This is a genomic window from Blastococcus sp. TF02-8, assembly GCF_003319175.1.
In the GTDB taxonomy this organism is placed as follows: Bacteria; Actinomycetota; Actinomycetes; order Mycobacteriales; family Geodermatophilaceae; genus Blastococcus.
This window is the reverse complement of record NZ_QOHK01000001.1, coordinates 751,031-775,657: the sequence shown is the minus strand read 5'-3', so window position 1 is coordinate 775,657 and position 24,627 is coordinate 751,031. Positions and strand designations below refer to the sequence as shown.

Sequence of the window (24,627 nt, the reverse complement as noted above, 5' to 3'; positions counted from 1 at the left end):
GTTACCCGCGCCACACAGGCGCCGGGCCAGGGGTCGCCCGGTCGGGGTCAGCCGGGCGGCCGCTCGCCGTCGACCACGGCCCACGCGGTCTTGGCGCCGGGCTCGGTGAACCAGCCGTGGGCCACGGAGAGGTCGGCGACGAGGTAGAGACCGAAGCCGCCCAGCCCGGGGTCCCGCCCCTGGGCGGGGGTGGGCGCGACGTCGGCGGCGGAGTCGCGGACGGCGATCAGCCACTGGGAGTCGTGCCGGCCCAGCACGGCGGCGACCGGCGCGCCGCCGTGCCGGAGGGCGTTCGAGGTGAGCTCGTCGGCGATGAGCACCAGCCGCTCCGACCAGTGGTCCTGCTCCGGGTCACGGACGGTGGGGCTGCCGGTCATGGAGGCGCGGAGCCGCGCGCGGAGGGCGGCGAGCTGCCCCAGCGTGTGCAGCTCCTGGCACCAGACCTCGGTGAACGCGTGCGCAGGACGCGCGCACTGCCAGAGCGCCACCACGACCTGCCTCTCCGCGTGCCGGCACTGCTCGCCGGTCCTGGGCCACCCCTGCCCGTTCGGCGGGGAGGTGAACCCTCGACTCACCCGTCGGGGTGCCCGGCCTACTGGCCCCAGCGCGGGATCGCGGTGGCGCCCGGGGCGTGGCCGTGGGTGGAGGGCCGGCCACCCCTCGACCGGCCACCGCGCGCGCGGCCCTCCGGAGCGGGCTGGACCGCTGTCCAGGTGGAGAACAGGGACAGCCACTGGTCGGCGGTCAGCGCCGTCGGGCGGGCAGTGGGCGAGAGCTCCTCCCGGTGGAGCCAGCGGACGCCGGCCGTGCCGGGCAGACAGGAGCGCAGCAGCGGGCCGAGCGGCGCCGAGGGCGAGGCCAGCAGCGCGTGCACGAGCCGGTCGAACGCGACCGCGTCGGTCTCCGGGAGCGAGCTCCTCGCGTCGGCGGCGGCGGGGAGGATCGGGGCAGGGCGTGACACGGGGCACCTCCGTGCGGTGGGTACGAGGCGTCGGCGGGCGAGGAGCCCCACAGGGACGCGAGGGAGCGGGCGCCCGGTGGTCGGGGCGCGGACGGCGGGCGGAGGAACCGGCCCGCGGCACGTCGGCTCAGGAGGTGCGCATCCGCACGGAGTACCGCATGGCGACGACGGTAGGGGCGCCGCAGACGCACGTCGACCGGTTTTACGCAGACCGGTGTTACGCGGACCCGTCCCGGGCGGCCTTGCGCGCCTGGTGGGCCTCCCAGCGCGCGCGGTCCCTGGCGCGCGCGTCGGCGTTCCGGTCCCACTTCTCCTGCCGTCGCCGGGCGCGGGCCAGCTCCCGCTCCTCGAAGGTCTCGTGGCGCTCCCAGTCGCGTGCCGCGACCGTCATCCCCAGCCCGACCACGACGACGATCGCCACGAAGGCCGCCAGGATCGGGTCCAGCACGAAGAAGACTCCGCCCGCGACGACGAGGCCCAGTACGAGGCCCATCACCAGCCGCGGGGAGAACCGGCCGGGGGCGGGGCTGGGCTGGGTCACGCGCCCAGTATCCGCCTCCGGTCACCGCGATCGCGGGCAGGCGCCCGTAACACCCGTCCCACCTGCGGTGTTCCCGCCCGGATCCGGCCCCTGCCTCCCTTGCTTTCCACCCCCGCGGTCCCTACGGTCAGGGGAACGGTTCAACAGCAGCCGTGTTCTGCCAGTGCTGGTCGTCGTGTCGTTCGCGCCCCGCAGGCTCTCGCTGGTCCGGCATCCGCCCGAGAGGGGCCACGCCCGTGACCGCTTCGTCGCTCGACCGACCCACCACCACCGTCCCCACCACTGCCGTCCCCACCACCGAGACGATCGATCTCGGGCTGGTCACGCTCACGCTGACCGGCGCCACCGCGATGCCCTCCCTGGCCGCGACCGGTGAGGTCGACTGCACCACCGCCCCCCAGGTACGTGCCCTCGTCGAGCAGCTGCTCGACGACGGTGCCCGCGATCTCACCCTCGACCTGACCGCGGTGACCTTCCTCGACTCCGCCGGCCTGCAGGTCCTCGCTCTCCTGCACCGCCGCGCGGCGGCCGACCAGGTCCGGCTCCGGGTGCTGGCCGCGACCCGCGCGGTCATCCGCCCCATGCAGATCACCGGGCTCTGGGACCTGCTCGGTGGCCAGCGCGTGGAGCCGCTCGCCTCCTGAGCCGCCGCCCCGAGGTCGGGTCTCCCCGTGCGGGGGACCACTGCGCGCGCCGTTCCCCGGCGCGGGGCAGACTCGGGTCCGCAGTCCGGCCCGTCCGGGGCCGAAGGCGGACTTACGAGGAGGACCACCGTGCGGGATGCGGTCATCTGCGAGCCCCTGCGGACGCCGGTCGGCGGGTTCGGGGGCTCGCTGCGCGACGTCCCCGTCCAGGAGCTCGCCGCCACGGTGATCCGGGCGCTGATGGAGCGTTCGGGTCTGCCGCCGGAGTCGGTCGACGACGTGCTGCTGGGCCACTGCTACCCGACGATGGACGCCCCGGCCATCGGCCGCGTGGCCGCGCTCGACGCGGGCCTGCCGGTGACGGCGTCCGGCCTGCAGATCGACCGCCGCTGCGGCTCGGGTCTGCAGGCCGTCCTCTACGCGGCCATGCAGGTGCAGTCCGGGACGTCCGACGTCGTCCTGGCCGGTGGCGCGGAGTCGATGAGCAACGCGCCCTTCTACTCGACGGCCATGCGCTGGGGCGTGAAGGCCGGCCCCGGCGTCCTGCTGCAGGACGGGCTGGCCCGCGGCCGGGTCACCGCCGGCGGCCAGAACCACCCGGTGCCCGGCGGCATGCTGGAGACCGCGGAGAACCTGCGCCGGGAGTACAGGATCTCGCGCGAGGCGCAGGACGAGTACGCGGTGCGCAGCCACCAGCGCGCGGCCGCGGCCACCGAGGCCGGCCGGTTCGCCGACGAGATCGTCCCGGTCACGGTGAAGCAGCGGAAGAGCGAGGTCGTCGTCGACCGCGACGAGCACATCCGCCCCGACTCGAACGTGGAGACGCTCGCCAAGCTGCGTCCGATCATGGGCAAGGACGACGACGGGGCCACGGTCACCGCCGGCAACGCGTCCGGCCAGAACGACGGCGCCGCCGTCGCGATCGTCACGACCCCGGAGAAGGCCGCCGAGCTGGGCCTGCGCCCGCTGGCCCGCCTGGTCTCCTGGGGCGTCGGCGGGGTGCCGCCGAAGACCATGGGCATCGGCCCGGTCCCGGCCACGGCCAAGGCGCTCGACCTCGCCGGCCTGAAGCTCGCCGACATCGACCTGATCGAGCTGAACGAGGCCTTCGCCAGCCAGGTGCTCGCCGTCGCCCAGGAGTGGGGCTTCGCCGACTCCGACTGGGAGCGCACCAACGTCAACGGCTCCGGCATCTCGCTGGGGCACCCGGTGGGCGCCACCGGCGGCCGCATCCTCGCCACGCTGCTGCGGGAGATGGACCGCCGGGAGGCCCGCTACGGGCTGGAGACCATGTGCATCGGCGGAGGCCAGGGTCTGGCCGCGATCTTCGAGCGGGTCGGCCGGTGAGCGCCCGCGTCGCGATCGTGACCGGTGCCGCGCGCGGCATCGGCGCGGCGACCGCGCTCCGGCTCGCGGCCGACGGGTTCGCCGTCGCCGTCGTCGACCTGGAGGAGGACGACGCCCGCGGCACCGTGGAGGCGATCGAGGCCGCCGGCGGCCGCGGTCTGGCCGTGGGCGCCGACGTCGGCGACAGCGAGCAGGTGGAGGCCGCCGTGCAGCGGATCGCCACGGAGCTCGGCCCGCCGGTGGTGCTGGTGAACAACGCCGGCGTCACCCGGGACAACATGCTGTTCAAGATGAGCGACGCCGACTGGGACGTCGTCATGCACGTGCACCTGCGCGGGTCGTTCCTCATGACCCGTGCGGCGCAGAAGCACATGATCGAGGCCGGTTTCGGCCGGATCGTGAACCTGTCGTCGACCTCGGCGCTGGGCAACCGCGGCCAGGCCAACTACGCGACGGCGAAGGCGGGGCTGCAGGGCTTCACCAAGACCCTCGCCATCGAACTGGGCAAGTTCGGGGTGACCGCGAACGCGATCGCGCCGGGCTTCATCCAGACCGAGATGACCAAGGCCACCGCCGAGCGGATCGGCGAGGAGTGGGAGTCCTACGTGGCCAAGCGCGCGGCGGCGATCCCGGTCGCACGCGCCGGGGTGCCGGAGGACATCGCGCACACCGTGTCGTTCCTCGTGAGCGAGGGCGCGGGCTTCGTCTCCGGTCAGGTCGTCTACGTCGCCGGCGGCCCGCGGAACTGACGCCTCAGGTGCGCTCGGGGTAGCGCGCGCGGACGAGGCAGAACGCCCCGAACGCGGCTATCCCGAGCGCCACCGCGGTGAGCAGCACCCGTCCGGCTGGTGCCTGCAGCAGCGTGTGCAGCGCGCCGTCGAGACCGGAGGCCTTGGCGGGGTCGAACGTGACCGCCGACCACACGAGCAGCCCGCCCACGAGCGCGAGTGCCACCCCCTTGCCCGGGAAGCCGGCCTGGCCGATCCGGGTGACCAGCCGCTCGGCGGCCGGCGGGCAGTCGGCGAGGTCGAGCTCCTTGAGGAAGCGCTTCGTCACGCCCTTGTAGACGTGGTAGACGCCGACCCCGACCAGGACCAGCCCGGCAGCGGCGACGAGCCACCGCCCGGCCGGCCAGCCGAACACTCCGGCAACGGTCTGCTGCTGGGAGGAGCTGCTGTTCTGCCCACCGCCGGTGGCGAACCGGATCGCCAGCACCCCCAGCCCGGCGTAGACGGCCGCCTTGACCACCGCCTTGCCCGTCTTGCGCAGCGCCTTGGTGCGCGCCGTGCCCGACGCCGACCAGCCGTGCCGCCAGCGGAGCACCTCGGCGGCCTGCCAGAGGGCGAGTGCGAGCAGGCCGAGCCCCAGGATCCACAGCAGCGGCGCACCGAGGGGCTGCTGCGCGAGGGTGGACAGCGCTCCGGACTGGTCGGCGGGCCGGGACGTGCCGCCCCAGGCCAGCTGCAGCGCCAGCCAGGCGACCAGCAGGTGGACGACGCCGTAGGCGATCAGCCCGACGCGGGCCAGGTGCTCCAGGGCGTCGCTGTTGCCGGCACGCCCGGCCAGGCCTCCGGCCGACCGCACGCTCATGGTGCCTCCTGGTCTCGGGGGAGAACTGGTCTCGGGGGAGAAGATGATCAGCGTGGCACGGCCGCGCTCCTGGTGCCTCCCCGGTCCCCGCCCTGGGTGAGGGACACTGGAGCCGTGGCGAACGCAACCGGAATCCTGTCCGCGACCACCGCGGGGATGGCGACCCCCGCCGTCGCGCGGCGCACCTGGCCCCGCTGGGCGGCGCTGGGCGTCGCGATGATCGCGGTCGCCGTCGTGGCGGTCGCCTGGGAGGCCGCCGGCGCCCGCCTCCTGCTCGGTGCGCTGGGCCTGTTCCTCGCCGTCCGGGGTGCGCTGCTGCTCCGCGGCGCCGGCGTCGTCGAGCCGGAGCTGGCCGCCCGGGCGCGCCCGCTGGGTACCGCCGCGGTCGTGGCAGGGATCGCCGGCCAGGTCGTGGCGCTGGTCTCCGCGTCGTCGAGCGCCACGGTCCTCCTCGTCGGCGTCCCGCTGGCGCTGCTGGTCGCCTCGGCCGGTCTGCTCGCCCGCGGCGGGACCGCCCGGCGGGGCGGTCAGGCGCTGCTGGTGTGGTCGCTGCTGGTGACCGCGCTGCTCGTCGTCACCGGGCTGGCGCAGGGCTGGGACCGGGCCGAGGGGCTCGCCACCGTCGTCGCCGCGCTCGGGGTCGCGGTCCTCGGACTGCCCCTGCTCATCGGTGCGGCGAACCTGCGCACGATCGGTGCCCAGCCCGACCCGGCGCCGGTGCGCTCGGGCTGCGGTGGCTGCGCCTGCGGCGCCGGCGGCTGCGGCTCCTGAGCCCGGCGCTCCCCAGCGGGGCATAGCGGGCGGGCCGTGGGTATGGGCTCGCCGTGAGCGGACACGTCTTCGTCGTCGGGGCGGACCTGACCCGGTTGTCGTGCGACGACGTCCTCGTGCCCACGGACCGGTCCCTGCGGGTGGCGCGCAGCTGGCGGCCGCTGCTGCCCGCCGGGCTGGTCACCGAGGAGCAGGCCGACGCCGACTGCGTCGGGTTGTCCTGGTCGGGCGAGGAGCGGGTGCTCGAGGTCCCCGGGGACGACGGGCGTCGCACCTGGCTGGTCGACACCGTGGACGACGGCGGCCGTGGTCTGCCGTGGCTGCTCGACGGTGCGCGCGAGGCGCTCGCCGCGGTGGCCCGCCGCGAGGTGACCGACCCGGTGCACGGCCGGGCCCGCCGGCTGGTGGGGCTGCCCGCCCTGGGAACCGGCTGGGGCGGTGCGGCGGGGGAGCGGGGTGCGCTCCTCCAGCAGCTGCTGCCGGTGCTGCGCGAGGCCGCCGGAGAGCACGGGTTCGACGTCGCCCTGGTGCTGCGGGGGCCGAGCGACCTGGCGGCCGCCCAGCGCATCCGGCGGGGCGAGGACGGCGGCTGGGACCTGCCCGGCCACCTGCGCGAGCTCGCGCAGGACATGGGCGAGCGGGCCCGTCGCGGGCAGCTCGCACTGTTCATCGGCGCCGGGGTGAGCGCGGCGGCGGGGCTGCCGACGTGGGAGCAGCTGGTCGACGAGCTGGCCGCGCGGTCGGGGCTGGACGACGCGCTGCGCGAGGGCCTGTCGCGGTTGCCGGCGCAGGACTCGGCGGCGCTGCTGGCCCGCGAGCTGGGCGCCGACGAGCTGGAGGCGTTCGTCGAGGAGAGGTTCGGCCCGGGGAGCTACGCCCTGGCCCATGCGCTGATCGCCGATCTGCCGGTGCAGGAGTTCGTGACCACCAACTACGACCCCCTGGTCGAGCTGGCCGCCGCCGACATCGGGCGCGAGGTGCGGGTGCTGCCGTTCGACGTGGCCGAACCGGGCGCGCCCTGGCTGCTCAAGCTGCACGGTGACGCCGCGCATCCGCAGAGCGTGGTGCTGACCCGCGAGGAGTACCTGCAGTTCGGCAGCACCGGGGCGGCGCTGGCCGGCGTGCTGCACTCGCTGCTGCTCACCCGGCACGTGCTGTTCGTCGGCACCTCGATGCTCGACGACGACCTGATCCGGATCGCCCACCAGGTGCGCACCGCGCTGCAGACGCGTGGATCGGGCACCGCGCGACGGACCGGCACGGTGCTGGCGCTGCGGGAGGACCCGGCCCGGGCCCGGCTGTGGGAGCGCGACGTCGAGACGGTGTCCATGGCGCCCGCGGGCGCCCCGTCGGCGGAGGCCGCTCGCCGGCTCGAGGTGCTGCTGGACCTGATCGGCTGCCTGTCGACCCCGCCCACCGGCTATCTGCTCGACCCGGCCTACCGCGGGATGCTCGACGACGAGGAGCGAGCGCTGGCCGAGGTGCTGTGCGGGGTGGCCGACGTGCTCCGGCACGACACGGAGAGCACGGCGGCGATGGAGGTCGCCGGCCTGCTCCGCCGGCTGGGCCACGGCGGCTCCGCGGGTGAGGGGGACGACCGGCCGGTGGACACGGCGACCCGCGACCGCGACGACCGCCCGCAGGAGCAGCGGCCGGGCTGAGCGTGATTGCCCGACGCGAGGGCTGGGCAGGGCAGCGGGCATGCCTCGCACGGAGAACGGCCTGAAGCTGCTGACCAAGGGCTACGCCTGGCTGCCCGACGAGCGCCGCCGGTCCGGGAAGCGGGCCGTCGGGATGCTGCTGGGCGGTCTGCCGGCGGTCGGCATCGAGGGCCCGGACGCCGCGCGGTTCCTCTACGACGAGCAGCACGTCCGGCGCTCGCACGCCCTCCCGGAACCGGTGCAGGCCACCCTCTTCGGCAAGGGCGCGGTGCACACCCTCGACGGCGAGCTGCACCGGGTGCGCAAGGCCATGTTCGTGGCGCTGCTCATGCGGGAGGAGGGCATCGAGTCGCTGGTCCGCCTCACGACCGCCGCCTGGGACGCCGCGGTGCCGGAGTGGACGCGCCGTCCCGAGATCGTGCTGTTCGACGAGGCGAGCCGGGTGCTGGCCGGCTCGGTGACCCGCTGGACCGGCGTCCCGGTGAGCGACGACGAGGTACCCGACCTCGCCCGTGACCTGGTTTCGATGATCGACGGCTTCGCCTCCGGGGGGCCGCGGCACCTGCGGGCACGGCTCGCCCGGCGTCGCCGCGAGCGGTGGCTGGCGCGGCTGGTCTCCGACGTGCGCAGCGGCGCCACCCGGGTGGCCGAGGGATCGGCGGTCGACGTCGTCGCCCACCACCGGGACGCCGACGGGGAGCGCCTGTCGCCACGGGTGGCCGCGGTGGAGCTGCTCAACATCATCCGGCCGACCACGGCGGTCGCCTGGTTCATGGCGTTCTCGGGGCACGCGCTGATCCGCTGGCCCGAGAACCGCGTGCGGCTGGCGAGCGGCGACCCGGCGTTCGCCGAGGCGTGGGCGCACGAGGTGCGCCGGTTCTACCCGTTCGCGCCGTTCATCGGCGGCCGGGCGCCGCAGCGGCTGGAGTTCGACGGCGAGTCGATCCCGGAGAACGCGATGGTGCTGCTGGACCTCTACGGGCAGAACCACGACCCGGCGCTCTGGGACACCCCGTACGCGTTCCGCCCGGAGCGCTTCGTGGACCGGGAGATCGGCGAGTTCGAGCTGGTCCCGCAGGGCGGCGGCGACCCGCGCACCAACCACCGCTGCCCGGGCGAGCAGATCACCGTCGCGCTGCTGGGCGCACTGGCCGTGCGGCTGGCGAGACTGCGGGTCGAGGTGCCCGAGCAGGACCTCGACATCGCGCTGCACCGCATCCCGGCCAAGCCCGCGAGCGGCGTCGTCCTGCAGGTGCGTGGCACCGCATGACTGCGATGCTGGCCGCATGCGCCCGACCGTGATCTCGCTGGAGTGGGACTACGGCTACCCGTCGATCGTCGCGGACCGCTCGCCCGGCGTGCTCGGCATCGACCTGCTCGACCCGGCCGAGCTGGGCCTCTCCGCGGAGCTGGTCGCGCGGCTCGAGGCGTGGCGGGATGCCAGGGAGAGGCTCTCGGCCGTCTGGATCCGCGACGACCCCCTGGAGACCGAAGAGGAACGGGTCCTGCGGGAGCAGCAGCGACAGGAGCTGCTCGCCCTCGCCCACGACGTGCAGCACGAGCTGGGCCGCGACGTCGAGGTACTCCTCGAGCGACGGCCGCTGCGGGAGGCGCACCGCCGGCGCTGATCAGCGCGGGTCGAGGCCCTTGAGCTCCGGCGGCAGCTCGCCGGAGTGGATGACGCCGAGCCGCTGGGTGGCGCGGGTCAGCGCCACGTAGAGGTCGTTGTGGCCGCGCACCCCCTCCTCGATGATCCCGGCCGGGTCGCCGACCAGGACGGAGTCGAACTCCAGGCCCTTGCTCCCCTCGGGGGTCAGCACCACCGCGCCGGTGGTGAGGTCGCCGTCGGCCGAGGCGCTCGGCACGATCGCCCGCACGACGGCGGTGACCTCCTGCAGCCGGCTGAACGGCACGATCACGGCGAGGGTGCCCTCCTCGGGATCCAGCTCGGCGGCGGCCTCGGCGATCGCCGAGGTCAGGTTCGCCTCGGGCACCTGCCACGACCACGGCAGCTCGCCGGTCGAGCGCACCGACTCCGAGGGAGCGGTGACGGCGCCGCCCGCGAGCAGCACCTCGGCGGCGACGGCCATGATCTCGGCCGGCGTCCGGTAGTTGACGGTCAGCTCCTCCAGGCGCCACGAGCTGCCCAGGTGCGGCTCGAGCACCTCCTTCCAGCTGCTCGCGCCGGCGAGGGTGGCGGTCTGCGCGACGTCGCCGACCAGGGTCATCGACCGGGTGGGGATGCGGCGCAGCAGCACCCGCCAGGCCATCGCGGAGAGCTCTTGCGCCTCGTCGACGATCACGTGCCCGTAGGTCCAGGTGCGGTCGGCGGCGGCGCGCTGGGCGGTGGAGCGGGTGTCGCGCTCCTCGTGCCGGCCTGCCAGGCCCTCGGCGTCGAGCAGGTCTCCGGCGGAGAGCTCCTCGGACTCGTCCTCGGTCTCCCAGTCGGTGGAGTGCGAGCCGTGGAGGAGGTCCAGCGTCTCCTGCGCGTGCCGCAGCCGGCGTTGCCGCTCGCGGCGCTCGCGGTTCCGCTCGGCGGAGTCGTCGACGCCGAGCAGCTCGTCGGCCTCCTCCAGCAGCGGGACGTCGGCCGGCGTCCAGGGGGCGTTCGGCGGGCGGAGCAGCAGCTCGCGGTCGGCGTCGGACCAGCCGCGGGTGGCCGACTCCAGCCGCCGCCGGTTCGAGAACAGCTCGCCGACGAGCCGCTCGGCGGTGAGCCGGGGCCAGAGCCGGTCGGCCAGCGAGTGCACGGCGGGCTCGGCGGCGATCTCCCGGCGCAGCGCGGCGACGTCGCCCTCGCCGAGCAGGTTGGCCCCGCCCAGGACGTTCTCGCCGAGCTTGTCGGCGTACTTGCGCGCGACCAGGTCGATGACCGCGCGCACGGCGGCGGGTCGGGCCTCGTTGTGCAGTCGCGAGGCGGCGCGGGCGCGGCTGCGCACCTTGGCGGCGTCGCCCTTGGCGAAGCGCACCGGCGTGCCGTCGATGGTCAGGGTGACCGGCTTGTCGAGCACCGCCTGACGGTCGCGGACGGCGGCGGTGACGACGCGGACCATGTCGAGCCGGCCCTTGAGCTCTGCGACCTTCGGGGCCTCGGGGGCGTGCGCCTCCAGGCCCGGCCGCAGCCCGCCGAGGTCGGTGAGGACGACGCCGGTCTCGCCGAGCGAGGGCAGCACGTCGGCGATGTAGCTCAGGAAGGTGGGGGAGGGGCCGACGATGAGCAGGCCGCTGCGGGCCAGCCGCTCGCGGTGGGTGTAGAGCAGGTAGGCCGCACGGTGCAGGGCGACGGCGGTCTTGCCGGTGCCCGGGCCGCCCTGGACGACGAGCACGCCGCGGGAGTCGGCGCGGATGATCCGGTCCTGCTCGGCCTGGATGGTGCGCACGATGTCGCTCATCCGGCCGGTGCGGGTGGCGTTGAGCGCGGCGAGCAGCACCGACTCCCCGGCGAGACCGGAGCGCTGCGCGAGGTCGGGGTCGGAGAGGTCGAGGGTCTCGTCGGTGACCTGCACGACGGTGCGGCCGCGGGTCTTCAGGTGGCGTCGGCGCCGGATGCCGAGGTCGTGCAACGGGGTCGCGGTGTAGAAGGGCTGGGCGGCGGGCGCCCGCCAGTCGACCAGCAGCGGCTCCTCGCGGCCGTCCTCGGCGTTCAGGCCGATCCGGCCGATGTAGCGGGGGACGTCGCTCTCGTGCCGGTCGAGGCGACCGAAGCACAGGCCGTGGTCGGCGGCGTCGAGGGCGACGATCCGCTGGGAGTGCAGCTCGACGGCGGCCTCCCGCTCACCGACGGCCTGCGGGTTGTGCGGGACGAGCGCCAGCGCGTCGGCGAGCCGGGTCACCGTGCGGGCTCGGACCTCGTCCAGCCGGCGGTAGAGATCACCGACGTACCGCTGCTCGGTGGCGAGCTCTGGGTCGGGTCCGTCCGGGTCTCGCACTGTCGACAACGGCCATCGCTTTCCTGGGTCCCGGGTGGAGCACGCACTGCGCGCCTGGGGCGCGACCGTCCATCTTGCGCCGATCTTCCCGACCGTGCCCAGCGCGACGCCCGTGGCACCGGCCACGTCACCGCGGGACGGTCAGCGCCTCGGCCAGCTCGGCGGGGTGGCCGAGCGCGAGGCAGTGACCGCCGGGGAGCTCCTCGACGTCGAGCCCCAGCCGGTCGTGGGCGACCCGCCGCTGGAACTCCAGCGGGAAGAGCCGGTCGTCGCGCCCGGCCAGGACCCGCGTCGGGACGTCGGGCCAGGCGGCGAGCGGCCAGGGATCGGCGAAGGGGCGGCCGGACTGGGCGAGCGGCTGGGCCATGGCTTGGTCGGCGACGTCGTCCGGGACGTCGTGGAAGTACACGGTCCGGTCATCGGGTTCCTGGCCCAGCCCGAGCGCGGCCAGGTGCGCCGTCTGGGCCGCGTGCTGGCCGGTCGCCGTCCACCACTCGCCGCCGGTCTCGCCCGGGCGCGGCACCATCGCGTTGAGGAGGACCAGCGCCTCGACGGGGTGCCGAGCGCAGACCAGCGGGGCGGTCAGCCCGCCCATCGACTGGGCGACCAGGGTGACCGGGCCGTGGTCCCGCACCGCCGCGACGACGGCGTCGGTGTACGCGGCCAGCCCGGCCGTGTCGTCGCCGGCCGGCAGTTCCACGGCGACCGGCGTGTGCCCGCGCTGCCGCAGCTCGGGCACGAGGCGGTGCCAGAACCAGGTGTCGCCACCGGCGCCGGGGATGAGCGCGAACGTCGTCATGCACGTCGGACCGGGCTCGGACGGGGAAGTCATCGATCGTCGCCCCGACGTGCAACTCCGACGTCACTCCCCGGACACATCGGCTCCCTAGCGTTCCTCCATGGCCCGATACGAGGGGGAGCGATGAGCACAGCGACGAAGGAACGGACCACCTGGGTCTGCGAGAACTGCACGCAGGAGGTGTCGGCGCACCGCAAGCGCTGCCGCGAGTGCGGGACCTCGCGCTACTGACCGCTCAGCCGGCCGGCGGGGCACCGCGCAGCCGGACGACGGCGGCGCGGTAGCGGCCGCCACCCCACAGCCGCCAGGCCATGCGGGTGCGGCGGGGCAGCCCGTCGAGCACCCGCGCCCGGTCCGCGGCGCAGCAGTCCTCCAGCGCGAGGCCGAGCACGATCAGCCGCTGGCGGGCCGGGAGTCCGCACCGGGCCGAGCGGCTGATCGCCGTCCAGCCGGCGTCGGTCAGGAAGGCGTCGAGCAAGGGCAGGAGCGTGGCCTCCTCGTGTGCCGTCTGGGTGTCGACGTCGTCGGCCAGGTCCCGGCAGGCGCGGGCGAAGGCGTCGCGGGCCGTGCGGGTCGCGGCGACGGCCCACTGGCGGGCGGCGGTGTCGAGGTCGCGCAGACGCGCGTCGATCCGCGAGCAGGCGACCGTCCAGTCGGCGACGCCGGCCGCGGCGGTGTCGCGGGTGTGCTCCGGTACCGCGCGCAGCAGGGCCGGCCAGACCGTCTCCCGCTCGACGGCGTGGTGGTGCAGCAGGACGCGCGCGAGCAGGGCGGCGTGGGAGGTGAGCGTGCCGGTGCGCGCGCACTCGCCGTCGGGCGCCCAGCTGACGACGTCGGCCAGGGTGCGCAGCTCGCGGCGGACGAGCTGGTGCAGCACCCGCTGGTAGGCGGCGGCCCGCCCGGGGGCGACGACGGCGTCCTCGTCGTCGACCGGTCTCCGCGGGGAGGGGACGACGACCGTGCTCAGTGCTGCGGGGGTCATGGCGGCACCTCGTTCGGGAGCGGGATGCGGCGCAGGGTAGGACCGCGGGCGGCCGTCCGGGTACCGGATCCGGGTCGGAGCGGACCGGAACGGCCCCCGGTCGGCGGTCCGCGGCGCCTCGTCGAGAACCTGTGACGGTGGGTCACGAGGTGGGCGCCGAATCGTCCCGTGGTCGTTCCGGAGGTCGGGGACGGCGGCGGCCGGAGCCACTACGGTCGGCCGCGTGAGCAGCGTCGTGCCGCGCAACCGGGTGACCGTCACCGGCTCGTCGTCCGGGCGGCCGATGGTGTTCGCCCACGGGTTCGGCTGCGACCAGACCATGTGGCGGCTGGTGGCGCCGGCGTTCGAGCCCGACCACCGGGTGGTGCTGTTCGACCACGTGGGTTCCGGAGGGTCGGACCTGGGCGCCTACGACCCGGAGAAGTACGGATCGCTGAACGGCTACGCCGCCGACATCGTCGAGGTGTGCCGGGAGCTGGAGCTCCGGGACGTGGTGCTCGTCGGGCACTCGGTCGCCTCGATGATGGCGGTGCTGGCCTACCACCGGGCGCCGGAGCTGTTCGGCGCCCTCGTGCTGATCGGGCCCAGCCCCCGGTACGTCGACGACGGCGACTACGTGGGCGGGTTCAGCCGCACCGACATCGCCGGGCTGCTCGACGCCCTGGACAGCAACCACCTGGGCTGGTCGGCGGACATGGCCCCGGTGATCATGGGCAACGCCGACCGGCCGGAGCTCGCCGCCGAGCTGACCAACAGCTTCTGCCGCACCGTGCCCGACATCGCCCGGCAGTTCGCGCGGGTCACGTTCCTGTCCGACAACCGGGCGGACCTGCACGGGATCGACGTGCCGACGCTGATCCTGCAGTGCAGCGAGGACGCGATCGCGCCGGAGGGGGTGGGGGAGTTCGTGCACCGGCAGATCCCCGGGAGCCGGCTGGTCCACCTGCGGGCGACCGGTCACGTGCCGCAGCTGTCCGCGCCCGAGGAGACCGTGGCGGCGATCCGGGCGTTCCTCGCCAGCGGCGCCTGATGGGCGGCACGGGCGCGGCGGAGCCCTCCGGGCAGCTGGACCGGCTGCTGGAGGAGGATCCGGCCGACCTCTACGAGAACGCGCCGATGGGGTACCTCTCGACGCTGCCCGACGGTCGGATCGTCAAGGTGAACCGGACGTTCTGCGCATGGACGGGGCGGCTGCCCGAGGACCTGCTGGGCACCCGGTTCCAGGAGCTGCTCAGCGTGGGCGGGCGGGTGTTCCACGAGACGCACCTCGTGCCCCTGCTGCGGATGCAGGGTGCGGTGCGGGAGATCGCGATCGACGTCCAACGGCTGGACGGCTCGCTGCTGCCGTGCCTGCTCAACGCCGTCGAGCTGCGGGGGCCCGACGGTGAGCCGCAGCTGGTGCGGGCCACCCTGTTCGAGGCGACCGGACGACGCCGGTACGAGCGCGAGCTGCTGGCCGCGCAGCGGCTGGCCGAGGAGTCGGAGGCGCGGTCGCGGACCGTGCAGAAGGTCGTGTTCGACCTGGCGGCGGCCACCAGCGAGGGGGACGTCGCCTCGGTGATCGTGCAGCGCAGCCGCGCGGCGATGCGGGCCCGAGGGGCCGCGCTGGTGCTGGTGCAGGGCGAGGCGGGGGATCCGCAGCCGCCGGCGCTGCGGCCGGCGCACTCGGAGGGGCTGTCCCGGGAGCTGCTGCGCCGGCTGCGCGAGGCCGCCGGCAGCCGGCTGGCGCTGGAGCTGGCGCAGGGCGTGCGGTCGATCGTGCTGGACGAGCGGTTGCGCGGTGACCAGCCGGAGCTCGCGACGGCGATGGCCGAGACGGGGCTCACCGAGCTGGTGATCGTGCCCGTGTCGGCGGACAGCAAGCGCCTGGGGGTGCTGGTGATCGCGCTGGGCGACGCGGCGCCGGGGCAGCTGATCAGCCTGGTCGAGCCGGGGGAGCGGCGGGAGATCCCGGCCTCGGAGATCGACCTGCTCTACACGCTGGGACGGCAGGCGGGACAGGCGCTGGAGCGGGTGCGGCTGCACGACGAGACGGTGCGGCAGGCCGAACGCGCCGCGTTCCTGCTGGACGCGGCGCGGTTGATGGCCGACGCCGCCGACGTCGAGGACATGGTGGCGCGGCTGGCGGAGCTGACCGTGGCGCGGCTGGCCGACGTCTGCGTCATCGACCTGGTCGCCGAGCACGGGACGGCGCGGGCGGCGGTGCGGCACCGCGACCCGGCACGGCAGGCGCTGCTGGACCGGCTGCGCGAGCAGCACCTGCCGGCGCAGGCCGCCCGGCACCCGGGGCTGCGGGCGCTGCGGGAGGGGCGGACGCAGTGGGTGCGGGACGTCGCGGAGGCCGACGTCCGGACGATGACGCTCGACGGCGCGCAGCGGGAGACGGTGCGGGAGCTGGAGCTGGTCGGGGTGATCAGCGTGCCGATCGGCATCGACGGGCGGCGGCTCGGCGTCCTCACCGTGGCCGCGGACCGCCACCGGCCGCCGTTCACCGCTGCCGACGTGGAGGTGGCCGAGCAGCTGGCGCTGCAGCTGTCGCAGGTCGTGGACAAGGCGCAGCGGTACGAGCTGGAGTCGCAGACCTCGCACACGCTCCAGGAGAGCCTGCTGCCCCCGGCCCCGCCGGCGGTCCCGGGCCTGCGGACGGCGGTGCGGTACGTGGCCGCGACGCAGGGTGTGTCGGTGGGAGGTGACTTCTACGACGTGGTGGAGCTGCCCGGGGGTCTGCTCGGGCTGGCGGTGGGCGACGTCGTCGGGCACGACATCACCGCGGCGGCGACGATGGGCCAGCTGCGGGCGGTGTGCCGGACCCACCTGGCCGATCGGCCGTCGCCGAGCGCGCTGATCGAGCGGCTGCAGGCGAGCTGGTCGCTGCTGGGGGTGCAGCGGATGGCGACGGCGCTGTTCGGCACGCTGGACCCGGTGTCGGGGGAGCTGCGGGTGGCCTCGGCAGGGCACCTGCCGCCGCTGCTGTGCACCGCGGGGACGGCGTCGTTCCTGCCGGTGCGGCCCACCCGGATGCTGGGTGCGCCGCGCGCCGCGACGCCGGCCCTGGAGTGGGCCGGGGTGCTGCCGGCGGGGTCGACGTTGGTGCTCTACACCGACGGGCTGGTGGAGAGCCGGGACGCCGACGTCGACGTCGGGATGGACCGGCTGCTCGACGTGGCCGGCCGGGCGTGCTCGGCGGACCCCGACGCGTTGTGCGACCGGCTGCTGGAGGAGATGGTCGGGGAGCACCGGCCCGACGACATCGCGCTGCTCGCACTCACCCGTGTCTGAGCCGGCTCCCGCTTTCCGGTGGCGCCCATCGGGTCCACCATGGAGGCGACCTCGGCAGGAGGCGGTCATGGACTCTTCGGCTCACGTGAACCCTGTCGCCGACGCGATCGACGGTGCCACCGGGGACTGGTCGATGTCGGGCGATGCCATGCGCTGGTCACCCGAGCTCGCCGAGCGAGCGCCGGCCAGCGGTGAGCTCGGTGGGGAGCTCGGCGGCCTGGAGGCGGGCTCGGGCATGGGGTCCGCTCTCGGGCTGGACATCTTCGGGGTGCGGCGGCTGGTCAGCGAGGCGCTCACCTCTCTGGGGACGGTGGCGACCGACGTCGTCACCGAGCTCCGGGCCCTGACCCGCGGCCCGTCCGAGGAGGACTCCGCGCCGGAATGAGGGGGCGGCACCCCGGGCTGGTCGCCCGCCCGCCGCGCGGCGTTTCCGCGGCGCCCTGTACAACGGCGGGGAGCACGGCCACGTCGATGTGGGGAGTCGCATGAGCAACTCGTTGGTCCTGGCGCCTGCGCCGCGGTCCGAGGCCGCCGAGCGGGTGCGGGCGGAGGTGCGCGAGTTCCTCGCCGCCGAGCTGGCCGCCGGCAGCTTCCGGACGCACGTGGACACCTGGCTGTCCGGCGTCGACCCGGAGTTCTCCCGGAAGCTGGGGGAGCGCGGGTGGCTGGGCATGACCTGGCCGAAGAAGTACGGCGGCCACGAGCGGACGGCGATGGAGCGCTACGCCGTCACCGAGGAGCTGCTCGCGGCCGGGGCGCCGGTGGCTGCGCACTGGATCGCCGACCGGCAGTCCGGCCCGAACCTGCTGCGGTACGGCACCGAGAAGCAGCGCGAGGAGATCCTGCCGAGGATCGTGCGGGGCGAGTGCTTCTTCGTGATCGGCATGAGCGAGCCGGACTCGGGCTCCGACCTGGCCTCGATCCGGACCCGCGCGTCGCGCAACGAGTCCGGTGACTGGGTGGTCAACGGGGCGAAGGTGTGGACGTCGAACGCGCACGCCTCGCACTACGGGATCGTGCTGGTGCGTACCTCGCCGGCCGACCCGGCGAACCGGCACGCCGGGCTGTCGCAGCTCCTGGTCGACCTCTCGCTGCCGGGCATCACGGTGAACCCGATCCGCATCCTGGACGGCGGGCACCACTTCAACGAGGTGGTGTTCGAGGACGTCGTCGTCCCGGGCGACATGCTGCTGGGGACCGAGGGCGACGGTTGGCACCAGGTGACCGCGGAGCTCGCCTTCGAGCGGTCGGGGCCGGAGCGGTTCCTGTCGACATATCCACTGATCGCCGAGTTCGGACGTCGAGTCGTCGACACCGGCGACGCCGCGCAGCTGGCCGCGCTGGGGCGGTTGTCCGCGCGGGTGCTGGCGCTGCGGCAGATGTCGCTTCGCATCGCGGCGGCGCTGGACCGGGGGGAGCTGCCCAACATCCCGGCGGCACTGGTCAAGGACGTGGGGACGACCTTCGAGGCGGACGTGATCGAGGAGGTGCGGCGGGTGGTCGACGTGACGCCGTCGCTGGACTCGCCGGACACACTGGCACGGGCGCTGGCGGAGGCACAGCTGCACCAGCCGGGCTTCACGCTGCGGGGCGGGACGAACGAGATCCTTCGCGGGATCGTGGCGCGTGGACTGGGGCTGCGATGAGTGACCAGGACCTGGTGGTCGAGACCGTCCGGGACATCCTCTCCGGCTTCGAGCCGTTCGTGCTGACTGCCGAGCGGCGCTGGGACGCGGGTCTGTGGTCGGCGCTGGCCTCCTCCGGTCTGACCGGGGTGGGTCTGCCGGAGTCCGCGGGCGGCTCCGGTGGCGAGCTGGCCGACGCGGTGGCGATCGTGCGGACGCTGGCCGCGGGTGCGGCGGCGGTGCCGGTGGCCGAGCAGCTGCTGGTGGCCGGTCCCGCGGTGGTCGCGGCCGGTCTGCCGCTGCCGCCGGTGGAGGAGCCGCTGACGTTCGCCGTCGCCGACTCGGTCTCGGCGGTTCCGGCCGGTGAGGGCTTCACGCTGACCGGTTCCGTGGCCGACGTGCCGTGGGCGGGAGCGGCCGAGCACGCGGCGCTGCTCCTGCCGGGGCCTGCGCTGGCGTTGGTGTCGCTGGAGGGCGTGGCCGCGGGTGATGCCTTCAACCTGGCGGGGGAGCCGCGGGGCTCGCTGGCACTGGGCGGCGTCTCCGCGCTGGTGGCACCGCTGACAGAGGGGCAGGCGGAGGAGCTGCGGGCGGGGTTCGCGCTGGCGCGGTCGGTGCAGCTGGCGGCGGCGCTGGAGCGGGTGCTCGACTGGACGGTGCAGTACGCCGGGGAGCGGCACCAGTTCGGTCGTCCGTTGGGCAAGTTCCAGGCGATCCAGATGGAGCTGGCCGAGATGGCCGGCGAGGTGGTCGCGGTGACGGCGCTGGTCGACGCGGCCGTGCAGGCGCTGGCGCACGGTTCGTCGGACGTGGTGCTGGCTGCTGCGGCGGCGAAGGTGCGGGCCGGCGCGGCGGTGGAGGTCGTGGCGCGGCTGGCGCACCAGGTGCACGGGGCGATCGGGTTCACCCAGGAGCACAAGCTGCACCACCTGACGCGGCGGCTGTGGTCGTGGCGGGACGAGGCGGGGTCGGAGCTCGTGTGGTCGCGCGTGCTGGCGGCGGGGCTGCTGGCCGACGGCGGCGACGGCTTGTGGCCGGCGCTGACGCGGGTGGTCTGAGGGTTCCGCTCTGGGGACGGCGCCGGCCGGTGAGCTGTCGCCGTCCCCTTCGCTCGAGTCAGACGGTCTCGGGGACGCGCAGCTGGGCGACCACCAGGTCGTAGGTGGCGACCTCGACGACCTCGGCCCCGACGGCGCGGGTGAAGTCGCGGCGCAGTTCGGTGACCTGGTCGAGCGAGGCCTGCATGGCGTCGCGGGTGTCGTAGGTGACGGCGGCGGTGCTGCGGCCGTCGTCGTGGTTGGTGAGCATGCTGACGGCGCAGAAGCCGGGCAGGTCGGCGAGGCGCGGGACGATGCTCATCCCGAAGGCGTCGATCATGCCGTCGAGGTGCTGAGGGCGGTTGCGCATCCAGGTGACCCGGGTGCAGGCGCCGGGCCGGGTGGGGTGCAGCCGGTGGAGGACGTCGATGGTCCAGGCGTCGACGGTGGCCGGTCCGCCGAGGATGTCGGCGGCGCGGGCGCGCATGGCCTTCACCTCGGTGGCGCTCCGGTGGAGCGCGGCAGTGTCTTCCCACGCGCTGGTGATGATGCAGCGACCGGTGTGCCGGTCGGCGAGCATCGAGAGGCCGATGAAGCCGTCCATGCCCATGACGGCGGGCAGAACCCGGTCACTGACGTAGCGGATGCCCTTGTCCAGGTTCTTCGGGTCGCCCTGGACGGTGGTGGAGCGCGCACGCATAACGAGTCCCCCTCGCGAGCGGGCGAGCCACGGGCGGCGTCGCCGCAGCCATGACTGTCCTCGCTGTCGGACGATTTGGGAACCGGATCGGTCGCGGTGGTCGGCTCAGCAGCGCATCGGGTCGGGTGGGGCGGTCTCGTCGAGCCATGGTGGGTCGGGTTCGGCGTCGAGGTACCAGGCGGGTGGGTCGGTGTGGCGGGTGACTCCGGTGGGGGTGCGGACGATGAGTCGTCCGTCGTCGAGGAGCTCGAAGTGCCAGCCGGCGGCGAAGGTCTTGATGCGGTGGTGCTTTCGGCACAGGCAGCAGAGGTTGTCGCAGGAGGTCGCGCCGCCGTCGGCGTACGCGTCGGCGTGGTCGATGTCGAGGCGGCCGGGGCGGCGCCGGCAGCCGGGCATGCGGCAGTGGCGGTCGCGGACCTGGATGAAGCGACGGAGTTCGGCGGTGGGGCGGTAGCCGGGTGTGGCGCGGGGTGCGCGCAGTCCGGGGCCCTTGCAGTCGCAGCGGGCGGCGGCTCGGCGGAGTTCGCGGGGTGTGGCGAGCGCGCGCAGCCGGCCGGTGGTGGGGTCTTCGATGGCGAGGTGGACGGAGCCGCCCGTCGGGCCGTCGGCCACGCCGAGGAAGTCCAGTTCCTCGAGCAGTTCGCGGCATTCGGCGGCGGTGACGATCTCACCGTCGATCTCCGCACCGGGCTGCGGGGTGGTGCCGCGCTCGTGAAGGGAGGCCAGTGGTGCGTGGATGACCAGCTTCGCGGTGACCGGCGGTCGGGTGGTGTCCCAGGGGCGGAGGATGAGGTCTGCGGCCACGGCGGCGCGGATGACGCCGATGGGCCGGGTGTCGCCGTCGGCGCGGAGCATCTGCGCGTACTGGTCGATGGCGTCGACGCAGGCGGCGGATCGGGCGACGGGGAGGTCGATGACGACCTGACCGAGCCCGTCGCCGGTCGGGCGGTGGGTGACGTTGGCGGAGCGGGCGGCTTCCTCGCGGCGCTTGTCGAGGGCGTCGGCGTCGAGCTTGGCGAGCAGGCGGCGGACCCGCTGGCGCAGCAGGGGGACGGTGAGCGTCTCGGCGGCGGGCAGCACCTGCTGCTCGATCTGGTCGATGATCTCCTGGCGGACCCCGGCGAGCAGGTCGACCATGGCGCGCATCTTGCGGACGTCGAGGCGGCCCTCGTAGAGGGCGGTCCACGTGCCGCGGAGCTTGTTGACCAGCACGATCGACTCCGCGGCGAGGTTCTCGGCTTCGACCTCGGTGCAGTTGCGGACCAGGGCGAGCTCGGGGACGAAGGTCTCCGACACCTCCGCCAGCGCCTGGTGCCTCCGCAGACGCGAGTCGAGGCCGGGGCCGCCACGCGGACGGAACTCGGCGTCGCGCTGGATGTGCCGGCGGCGGGCGAAAGCGGCCACGGAGACCGCGAGTTCGGCGGCGTGGCGGGCGGCGTGGGAGTCGGCGGCCCAGATGTCGGCGACCAGCTCGATGTCGCTGCACGAGGGTGCGAGGTCCTCGGCGGTCACCAGCAGCGGCTCGCCCACGCTCGGCAGCTGCTCGATGTCCATAACCGCAGGCTAGAGGTGGGGTACGACAGTTTCGGATCAGTCGTAGGGGTTGGTGAGGACGGTCCTTGCTTGGCGGACGTCGAAGGTGACGGGTGGTCCGTCGGTGGTGGTGGTGCCTGGGACGTCGGCAGGGGCGCTGCCGTTGACGGTGAAGGTCGCGCCCCAGGTGACGGTGAGGTAGGCGGTGTAGGTGCCGGACCGGTAGTCGTGCTCGATGGTCTGGGCGGGGTAGGGCTGGCCGGGGTCGGTGGTGACGATCTGGCCGGTGGGGTCGCCGGTGTGCCAGGTGAACTGTTGTGCGGTGGCCTGGATGACGACGGTGAAGCCGCGGATGTCGACGGTGAAGGTCTGGGTGGTGGGGGAGTCGGTGTAGAAGATGACCGGCAGTCCGGCCAGGCCGTCACCCGGTGGCTGGTGCTGGGTGGTCAGTGTCGGCAGCGGGAGTCGCTGGAAGTAGCTGAACACCTCAGCCGGCGACGGCGGCGGATTCAGCGCCGTGATGTCGATGCATTGGCGTGCGCCAACAATCCATGGGCCGACAGGCGTGCCGACGGCGGCTCCGTTGGTGGGAAATCCGTCGATGGTTCGAGTTGTGCCGTCGGGGGTCGGGAGTGCTAATCGCCGGCGTTCCGGGACGAGGTCCTCGACAACTCGACCTGGGAAAGCCGGGCACTGCCGAAAGTCGCTGCTACGACACCCACCGTTTTCCCGATCATCCACGACGCAGGGGTGTGACAACTGATACGTGTACGGATGATCGACCGGAGCGGCGTTCGAGGCGATCATTAATCCACCCGACGCCTGCTCTAGGTATGCGGCAGTGAGCGACCCCTGGCCAATCGTGACGTCGGGACCGTCGCAGTCCAGTCCAACGCACGCCTGAGCCGGGACGATGCTCACCGCCATCCATGCCAGCAGAACGCTCATGATGACAAGCAACCTGCGCACTTCAACCCACCGTTAACCCGGTAATCACCCAGCTTTGGATGGAGTCTTTCCAAATCAAGGAGGCCCCGGATTGCAGCTCCGTGGGGGTGGCTGCCGACCGATCCGGCACAACCTGCCCAGCCGAGTCGACCGCGATGATGGGCCCCTGCACATACGCGAATCCGACCTCTGCCGTATCGCCGTGAATCAGGGCAGGGCCGTACTCCTCGAACTCGTACTCGTACTCCTGGTATGTGTAATTGGCCGCGAGGTCGGAGTCGAACGACTGGGCGACGCGTACACACGTGCGGCACTCGTCGCTCAGCTCGAGCAACGGATCGGGAGGAGTGGAAGTAACCGCTAGGTGCTGCGTAAGAGCTACGTAGTAGCGGACGAACTCGACCGCACCTTCGGGCGTTCTTTCGCGCGCTTCGTCGGGGACGGGGAAGTCGGCCGGACCGAGCTGTGGCCGTGACTCCGTCGTCAAGGACGCCGTCGTCGGCAGGGACTCGTTCGCTTCCTGCTTCTCCGAGCAGCCGCTCAGCACAACCGTCGCGAGGACGGCAGCGACCACGGTGCGACGGAGCCCACGAAGATCACGCACCGCCGCAGACTACTGATACGCGGCCACCAACCGTTCCGTATCTGTGGACAGCGGACGCCCGGTTCCCGGATCGGGTGAACGGCACCGGAGACCCCAGGCGCAGAATGCGGAACAGGTGACCGAACTGTGGCCGCCGGGACGGGGGAGTAGTGAGCGCGTCGGAGCAGGGTCCGTTCGACACCAGCGGCATCGAGGTCGGCGCGGACGGCATCAAGTGCTATACGGGCCTGACCGCGAACGCCGTCACGCTGCTGCAGGGGACCGTCGAGCGTCACGGCGACCGGACGGCGATCGTCGAGCTCGGCGGCCCGTCGACCACCTACACCGACCTGTGGGACCGCGCCCGCAGGGTCGCCGGCGGGCTCCGCGCGAACGGCGTCCGCCCCGGGGACCGCGTGGCGATCAACCTGCCCAACGGGCTGGACTGGGTCCTCGCCTTCTGGGGCGGCCACCTCGCCGGCGCCGTCGTCGTCCCGATGAACACCCGGCTGTCGGAGACCGAGGCCGAGTACATCCTCGGCGACTGCGGAGCCGCGTACGTCGTGAAGCCCGGGGAGCCGCTGCCCGACGACGACCCGGTCGAGCTGCCGAACCCGCACCGGACCGACGTCGCCGCGCTCTTCTACACATCCGGCACCACCGGCCGGCCGAAGGGCGCGATGGTCACCCACGAGAACCTCGTGACGACGGTCGAGAGCGTCATCCGCTGCCGCGAGCTGCCCCGGAGCCCCGAGCAGGCCACGCTGATCTCGGTGCCGCTGTTCCACGTCACCGGCTGCTGCTCGCAGTTCATGACGCAGATCGCCGTCGGCGGGACGTCGGTGATCATGCCGCGCTTCGAGGCGGCGGCCTTCCTCGCCGCGATCCCCGAGTACGGCATCACGCTGGTCACCAGCGTGCCGACCATCTACGAGCTCGTGCTACGCAATCCCGCCTTCGCGACGACGGACGTGAGCAGCATCCGCACCCTCAGCTACGGCGGTGCGCCCATCGCCCCCGAGCTGGTGCACCGTCTTCTCCAGGCCTTCCCGGGGGCTCGGCTCGGCAACGGGTTCGGTCTGTCGGAGACGACGGCGCTGGCCACCTTCCTCCCGCACGAGTACGCCGCCACGCACTCCGACGCGGTCGGCTTCCCGGCACCGGTGAACGACGTCCGCCTGCACCGCCCCGACCCGGAGACCGGCGTCGGCGAGCTGCTGGTGCGGGGGCCGAACGTCGTCGCCGGCTACTGGGGCGCCCCGGAGAAGACGGCGGAGACGATCGTCGACGGCTGGCTGCACACCGGCGACCTCGCGACCATCACCGACGGCATCGTGCGCATCGTCGACCGCGCCAAGGACATGATCAACCGCGGCGGCGAGAACGTGTACTCGGTCGAGGTCGAGAACGCACTCGCCGCGCACCCCGACATCGTCGAGGTCGCCGTCGTCGGCGTCCCGGACCCGGTGATGGGGGAGAAGGTGGGCGCGGTGATCCTGCCGCGGCCGGGCGCCGACCTCGAGGGCCTGGTCCCGTCGCTGTGCGACTTCGCCCGCGCGCGGCTGGCCGACTTCAAGACGCCGCAGTTCATCCGGCTCGTCGACGGCCCGCTGCCGCGCAACGCCGGCGGCAAGGTCCTGAAGACGGCGCTGCGCGACGCCGGGGGCTGGACCGAGGTGCCGCGACTGCGCTGACGG

General features: G+C 73.9%; 24 protein-coding genes. 13 read left to right on the top strand and 11 right to left on the bottom strand.

Translation table 11 applies throughout. The features are described from left to right. Positions 1 to 47: 47 nt before the first annotated feature. The 3 genes from DQ237_RS03615 to DQ237_RS03605 all read right to left on the bottom strand — a co-directional run bounded on the left by DQ237_RS03615 (position 48) and on the right by DQ237_RS03605 (position 1,502). The gene (locus DQ237_RS03615; protein ID WP_147251732.1) at positions 48 to 488 is read right to left on the bottom strand and encodes an ATP-binding protein; all 441 of its coding nucleotides are present in this window, start codon (positions 486 to 488) and stop codon (positions 48 to 50) included. Between the two features lie 104 nt (positions 489 to 592). Continuing rightward, on the bottom strand, positions 593 to 961 hold the full coding sequence (locus tag DQ237_RS03610; protein ID WP_113797120.1) for a hypothetical protein: 369 nt from the start codon (positions 959 to 961) through the stop codon (positions 593 to 595). 217 nt (positions 962 to 1,178) lie between these two features. Next, positions 1,179 to 1,502: a hypothetical protein gene (locus tag DQ237_RS03605; RefSeq protein WP_113797118.1), complete on the bottom strand. Its 324-nt coding sequence runs from the start codon at positions 1,500 to 1,502 to the stop codon at positions 1,179 to 1,181. 236 nt (positions 1,503 to 1,738) lie between these two features. Here DQ237_RS03605 and DQ237_RS03600 point away from each other — a divergent pair, with 236 nt between their 5' ends. From DQ237_RS03600 to fabG, 3 genes are all read left to right on the top strand, one after another. Continuing rightward, a complete protein-coding gene (locus tag DQ237_RS03600; protein ID WP_113797116.1) occupies positions 1,739 to 2,146 on the top strand; it encodes an STAS domain-containing protein in 408 nt (135 codons plus the stop codon). 129 nt (positions 2,147 to 2,275) lie between these two features. Next, a complete protein-coding gene (locus DQ237_RS03595; RefSeq protein ID WP_113797114.1) occupies positions 2,276 to 3,493 on the top strand; it encodes an acetyl-CoA C-acetyltransferase in 1,218 nt (405 codons plus the stop codon). Further along, complete coding sequence (fabG, locus tag DQ237_RS03590) at positions 3,490 to 4,242, top strand: 3-oxoacyl-ACP reductase FabG (protein ID WP_113797112.1); 753 nt, start codon at positions 3,490 to 3,492, stop codon at positions 4,240 to 4,242. Before DQ237_RS03595 ends, fabG begins: the two co-directional genes overlap by 4 nt. Before the next feature lie 4 nt (positions 4,243 to 4,246). Here fabG and DQ237_RS03585 read toward each other — a convergent pair whose 3' ends face one another. Beyond that, the gene (locus DQ237_RS03585) at positions 4,247 to 5,083 is read right to left on the bottom strand and encodes a DUF1206 domain-containing protein (protein WP_113797110.1); all 837 of its coding nucleotides are present in this window, start codon (positions 5,081 to 5,083) and stop codon (positions 4,247 to 4,249) included. 114 nt (positions 5,084 to 5,197) lie between these two features. Here DQ237_RS03585 and DQ237_RS03580 point away from each other — a divergent pair, with 114 nt between their 5' ends. The 4 genes from DQ237_RS03580 to DQ237_RS03565 are packed head-to-tail and all read left to right on the top strand — an operon-like array spanning position 5,198 to position 9,143. After that, complete coding sequence (locus DQ237_RS03580; RefSeq protein WP_113797108.1) at positions 5,198 to 5,854, top strand: hypothetical protein; 657 nt, start codon at positions 5,198 to 5,200, stop codon at positions 5,852 to 5,854. A gap of 53 nt (positions 5,855 to 5,907) precedes the next feature. Continuing rightward, entirely contained in the window at positions 5,908 to 7,515 is a 1,608-nt protein-coding gene (locus tag DQ237_RS03575; protein WP_113797106.1) for an SIR2 family protein, read from the top strand. A 40-nt stretch (positions 7,516 to 7,555) separates the two neighbouring features. Beyond that, complete coding sequence (locus DQ237_RS03570; RefSeq protein ID WP_113797104.1) at positions 7,556 to 8,785, top strand: cytochrome P450; 1,230 nt, start codon at positions 7,556 to 7,558, stop codon at positions 8,783 to 8,785. 16 nt (positions 8,786 to 8,801) lie between these two features. After that, positions 8,802 to 9,143 (top strand): hypothetical protein, encoded by a 342-nt coding sequence (locus tag DQ237_RS03565; protein ID WP_113797102.1) that lies wholly within the window; start codon positions 8,802 to 8,804, stop codon positions 9,141 to 9,143. Here DQ237_RS03565 and DQ237_RS03560 read toward each other — a convergent pair whose 3' ends face one another. From DQ237_RS03560 to DQ237_RS03550, 3 genes are all read right to left on the bottom strand, one after another. After that, on the bottom strand, positions 9,144 to 11,444 hold the full coding sequence (locus DQ237_RS03560) for a helicase (protein WP_113797100.1): 2,301 nt from the start codon (positions 11,442 to 11,444) through the stop codon (positions 9,144 to 9,146). A gap of 127 nt (positions 11,445 to 11,571) precedes the next feature. Continuing rightward, entirely contained in the window at positions 11,572 to 12,243 is a 672-nt protein-coding gene (locus DQ237_RS03555; RefSeq protein WP_113797099.1) for an alpha/beta fold hydrolase, read from the bottom strand. 235 nt (positions 12,244 to 12,478) lie between these two features. Beyond that, positions 12,479 to 13,225, bottom strand: a complete 747-nt coding sequence (locus DQ237_RS03550; protein WP_113797097.1) for a hemerythrin domain-containing protein — start codon at positions 13,223 to 13,225, stop codon at positions 12,479 to 12,481. Between the two features lie 223 nt (positions 13,226 to 13,448). On the opposite strand from DQ237_RS03550, the gene DQ237_RS03545 reads away from it, so the two are divergent. From DQ237_RS03545 to DQ237_RS03525, 5 genes are all read left to right on the top strand, one after another. Beyond that, complete coding sequence (locus DQ237_RS03545; RefSeq protein WP_240619368.1) at positions 13,449 to 14,255, top strand: alpha/beta fold hydrolase; 807 nt, start codon at positions 13,449 to 13,451, stop codon at positions 14,253 to 14,255. After that, on the top strand, positions 14,255 to 16,504 hold the full coding sequence (locus tag DQ237_RS20495; protein ID WP_113797095.1) for a SpoIIE family protein phosphatase: 2,250 nt from the start codon (positions 14,255 to 14,257) through the stop codon (positions 16,502 to 16,504). Before DQ237_RS03545 ends, DQ237_RS20495 begins: the two co-directional genes overlap by 1 nt. Positions 16,505 to 16,571: 67 nt before the next feature. Continuing rightward, the gene (locus DQ237_RS03535) at positions 16,572 to 16,889 is read left to right on the top strand and encodes a hypothetical protein (RefSeq protein WP_113797093.1); all 318 of its coding nucleotides are present in this window, start codon (positions 16,572 to 16,574) and stop codon (positions 16,887 to 16,889) included. A gap of 100 nt (positions 16,890 to 16,989) precedes the next feature. Continuing rightward, positions 16,990 to 18,150 (top strand): acyl-CoA dehydrogenase family protein, encoded by a 1,161-nt coding sequence (locus tag DQ237_RS03530; protein WP_113797091.1) that lies wholly within the window; start codon positions 16,990 to 16,992, stop codon positions 18,148 to 18,150. After that, positions 18,147 to 19,187, top strand: coding sequence for an acyl-CoA dehydrogenase family protein (locus DQ237_RS03525; protein WP_113797089.1), 1,041 nt, complete (start codon positions 18,147 to 18,149; stop codon positions 19,185 to 19,187). Before DQ237_RS03530 ends, DQ237_RS03525 begins: the two co-directional genes overlap by 4 nt. A gap of 58 nt (positions 19,188 to 19,245) precedes the next feature. Here the strand turns inward: DQ237_RS03525 and DQ237_RS03520 are convergent, their stop codons facing one another. The 4 genes from DQ237_RS03520 to DQ237_RS03505 form a co-directional block, all read right to left on the bottom strand. Beyond that, entirely contained in the window at positions 19,246 to 19,866 is a 621-nt protein-coding gene (locus DQ237_RS03520; RefSeq protein WP_113797087.1) for a hypothetical protein, read from the bottom strand. 105 nt (positions 19,867 to 19,971) lie between these two features. After that, positions 19,972 to 21,420: an HNH endonuclease signature motif containing protein gene (locus DQ237_RS03515; protein ID WP_113797085.1), complete on the bottom strand. Its 1,449-nt coding sequence runs from the start codon at positions 21,418 to 21,420 to the stop codon at positions 19,972 to 19,974. A 36-nt stretch (positions 21,421 to 21,456) separates the two neighbouring features. After that, entirely contained in the window at positions 21,457 to 22,347 is an 891-nt protein-coding gene (locus DQ237_RS03510; RefSeq protein WP_240619367.1) for a hypothetical protein, read from the bottom strand. A 22-nt stretch (positions 22,348 to 22,369) separates the two neighbouring features. Continuing rightward, positions 22,370 to 22,951, bottom strand: coding sequence for a DUF6318 family protein (locus DQ237_RS03505; RefSeq protein WP_166509468.1), 582 nt, complete (start codon positions 22,949 to 22,951; stop codon positions 22,370 to 22,372). Between the two features lie 149 nt (positions 22,952 to 23,100). On the opposite strand from DQ237_RS03505, the gene DQ237_RS03500 reads away from it, so the two are divergent. After that, positions 23,101 to 24,624, top strand: a complete 1,524-nt coding sequence (locus tag DQ237_RS03500) for a class I adenylate-forming enzyme family protein (protein WP_113797079.1) — start codon at positions 23,101 to 23,103, stop codon at positions 24,622 to 24,624. Positions 24,625 to 24,627: the final 3 nt, after the last annotated feature.